1 protein-coding gene is annotated in these 289 nt (G+C 65.1%); it reads left to right on the top strand.

Features of this window, described 5'->3' with window-relative positions:
• Window positions 1-289: hypothetical protein (locus AC6UDF_RS07170; RefSeq protein ID WP_500724179.1), on the top strand; the 289-nt coding region annotated here is incomplete at both ends.

Genomic DNA, 289 nt, shown 5'->3' with positions numbered 1-289 from the left:
ACCAACACCGGCCGCCTGTGCGGTATGAGCGCCGACTACGCCAACTGGCTGCTCACCGGCGGTGCCGAGAACGTGTCCGGCAACCTGTATGCCACCTTCGACTTCAGCAACGACCTGCAGGCCTGGACCAACCTGGCGGTGTACCGCTCCGAAGCGATCTGGGGCACCAATCCGCCCAGCGTGTCGCTGATCGACGATGACAACGGCTACTACTGGGATGCCAACCGGAACCGTCCGATCCTGGGCGTGCGCCAGTTCACCCCGAACGAGGTGGGCGGCCTGGATACGC

This window comes from Fructilactobacillus sp. X2R6C1 (genome assembly GCF_059901295.1).
The sequence above is the reverse complement of the archived record's forward strand: the minus strand, read 5'-3'. Positions and strand labels throughout refer to the sequence as shown.